General features: G+C 66.4%; 2 protein-coding genes. Both read right to left on the bottom strand.

All coding sequences use genetic code 11. The features are described 5' to 3' along the window. Window positions 1–356 precede the first annotated feature (356 nt). Window positions 357–758, bottom strand: a complete 402-nt coding sequence (locus ABZ312_RS45095; RefSeq protein ID WP_500440228.1) for an HD domain-containing protein — start codon at window positions 756–758, stop codon at window positions 357–359. 197 nt (window positions 759–955) lie between these two features. Beyond that, a complete protein-coding gene (locus tag ABZ312_RS45090; protein ID WP_500440229.1) occupies window positions 956–1,345 on the bottom strand; it encodes an Imm21 family immunity protein in 390 nt (129 codons plus the stop codon). Between the last annotated feature and the right edge of the window lie 59 nt (window positions 1,346–1,404).

The following is a 1,404-nucleotide window of genomic DNA, read 5'->3' as shown; positions in this document are numbered from 1 at the left end:
GGCGTGGCTTCTTCTTCCCCATGCTCTCCATGATGGACATCCTCCCGGGGCTGAACCCCAGATCTCGGATGTCCGCCAAAGCGAATCAAGCCCAGCCTCCGGCCGGAACCTGCACGAACGAGCCAACGTGAACAGAGGGGAATGATCCCGTACCGACCTGTGATGGCATACGCAGACTTGGAAAGCGTGCACGTGAGTCATTCGGTCGAGCGACGGCAGCGACGGCAGCGCTGAGGCAACGGGGGCGAACGACGGCAGCTCTCACCAACCCGCCGCAGCGGTCCCGAAAGCCTGCCGGCGCGAGCTACAGGGGGTGTGCCCGCATCTTGTAGGCGCTGGCTTGGTCGTGGCTGACATCACCAGATGACTGTGACGATGGGGGTGGCGCTGTCCCGGTGGCCTGACCCGCCAAATGACACGGCCAGCTCCGCCGACAACCCGCGCTGCTCCGCTTCATAGACGGCGCCCGAGTGATGGGCGACCAGGCGCACGAGCCGATCGGGGGCGCCCAGAGCTTCGAGGCGCCGTGCGCCATCGATCGGGTGAAAGCCGGTGCCTCGCAGCCCCGGGGCGTAGCCAATGTCATGGAGCCAGGCGGCAGCCACGAGGAGATCACGCTCATCCGCCGGCACCGCCGCAGACACTTCACGGGCACGCGCTGCAACGGCTTGCGTATGCAGCCATCGGTCCCCAAGCGGCGGCAACAACGACTCGGCCAACTCGGCCGTTCCCTGGGGCGTGTCCAGCGCAAAAGGCATGGACCGCACGGTAGCTGAGCACCGCGAGGAGTCGACAGTCCCGCAACCCTCACGGGTTGATCAAGGTGGACCGAACCGCATGCACGGTTCCTGCAACCCTTCTCATCCTCCTTTGGTCCTGCACGGGCTTACACCGCGGAGACCCACGTCAACGCCGCCACTGCCCTTGGCGACCAGGACCAATCTCGACCACCTGTTTAGCCATCCGCGGGAAGAAGCTGTACCAAGCCGACCCAGTTGTCCTCGTCCGCCTCGGTGTGAACGGCGCGGACCCTCCAGCGGCCGGCGGGCAGCAGGACCGGCGCCTGCGCGGGCATGCCACCACCGGGATATTCCACGTTCAGCTCGGCGCCAGCCGCGGCGGAGTCAAAGAGCACGGCCGGGCCGTCCGACACCCACGTGCCACATTCTTCCCACGGGGTGTCGGGGTCTCGAAGGACAGTCTCCGCTGCGGCCTTCAATGTGGCTGCAGAGTCGGCGGCGAGCCAGCGTAGGAAGGCCCGATGCTCGAGCAAATAGCAGCTCATAGCTGGCTCGTCCGCCAGTACCAAGGGTCTGCTGCAGGTTTGGGTGACAGGTTCGGTCACGCGGCCTGGACGGCCGGTGGGGTCATGACGGTCTCGAATTCGACGGGGGTCAGGCGGCC

The sequence above is a fragment of the Streptomyces sp. NPDC006207 genome, from assembly GCF_040613835.1.
GTDB lineage: Bacteria > Actinomycetota > Actinomycetes > Streptomycetales > Streptomycetaceae > Actinacidiphila.
The sequence above is the reverse complement of the archived record's forward strand: the minus strand, read 5'-3'. Positions and strand labels throughout refer to the sequence as shown.